Source organism: Streptomyces sp. NPDC042336, assembly GCF_055581985.1.
In genome coordinates this window covers 1-1,426 of sequence record NZ_JBVJEA010000102.1, presented here as the reverse complement: position 1 = coordinate 1,426, position 1,426 = coordinate 1, and the positions used below count along the sequence as shown (strand labels likewise).

Annotated in this window: 1 protein-coding gene; it reads left to right on the top strand. The window is 68.8% G+C overall.

Annotated elements, in window-relative coordinates:
• Positions 1-56: 56 nt before the first annotated feature.
• Positions 57-1,292, top strand: coding sequence for an IS701 family transposase (locus tag ACZ6IM_RS42605; RefSeq protein ID WP_469564634.1), 1,236 nt, complete (start codon positions 57-59; stop codon positions 1,290-1,292).
• The last annotated feature ends 134 nt before the right edge of the window (positions 1,293-1,426 follow it).

Below are 1,426 nucleotides of genomic sequence, written 5' to 3'. Positions count from 1 at the left end.
CTAGTAGTGCTTCGTTACGTTGAGTGATCTCGGTTGGTGGTGGGCAGCCTCCCAGGGTGAAGCTGGGGGAAGTGGAACGGCTCCGGGGCGAGTTAGCGGGGTTTGTTGCCGATGTGTTCGGGTCGTTGCCGCGCCGGGATCAGCGGCGTTGGGGCGAGTGTTATCTGCGGGGCCTGATGCTCGATGGCCGGCGGAAGTCGATCCAGCCGATGGCCGAGCGGCTGCCGGACGGGAACATGCAGGCCCTGCAGCAGTTCGTGAACCAGTCACCGTGGGACCCGCTGCCGGTCAGACGGCGGACCGCCGAGCGGATCGCCGAGGTGATCACGCCCGAGGTGTGGGTTGTCGACGACGTGTCGTTCCCCAAGTGCGGCACCGCGTCGGCCGGCGTCGCACGCCAGTACTGCGGAGCCGTCGGCAAGCGGGCGAACTGCCAGGTCGCAGTCAGCGTCCACGCCGCCACCGACACCGCGTCCTGCCCGTTGAACTGGCAGCTGTATCTGCCGCGCGAGTGGACGGACGATCCGGACCGATGCCGCAGGGCGGGAGTACCCGACGACATCGTCCACCAGGAGAAATGGCGTCTCGCGCTCGGCCTGCTCGACACGCTCGGCGAGTGGCAGCTGAAGGCGCCGGTGGTGGTCGCCGACGCCGGCTACGGCGTCAGCACCCCCTTCCGGATCGGTCTCGAACAGCGTGGGCTGTCCTATGTTCTCGCCCTGACCGGGAAGGAAGTCGCCCACCGGGAGGATGCCGAGCCGCACCAGCCCGCTTACGGCGGGCTCGGTCCGCCGACGCTGGCCCGCTACCGCACTTCGCCACGAGCCGTCTCGGTCCTCGCGGTCGAGGCCGGTGCCGGCCGGTTCACCGAGGTGACCTGGCGACAGGGCAGCAAGGGCGCGATGGCCTCACGGTTCGCGGTGCTGACCGTGAGGCCTGCGGGCAAGCAGTCCCTGGCCTCAGCCCAGGAGGCGGGCGGCGGCCGCAGCAGGTGGGACGGCGTCCTGCCCGCCCAGACACTCCTGGTCGAATGGCCGGAGGGCCAGGACGCTCCGACCGGGTACTGGATATCGAATCTGCCCGCCACCACCCCGGTCGCTGACCTGGTGCGTTGGGCGAAAATGCGCTGGCGGATCGAGCACGACTACCGCGAACTCAAGCACGGTCTGGGCCTGGACCACTTCGAGGGCCGCACCTGGCGCGGCTGGCACCACCACGTCACGCTCGTCACCGCCGCTCAGGCATTCCTCACCCTCAGGCGGCTCGACCCAAAAGCCCACACACCGGCCTGACCCTCTACCAGGTCCTCGACGTTCTTCAGGACCTCCTGAGGTGCTGGACCGGTGCCTGCACCACCTGCGGACGGCCCCTACCCAACCCACAAAGCCGCCGCAGACAGCCCAGAACCTAACGAAGCACTACTAGG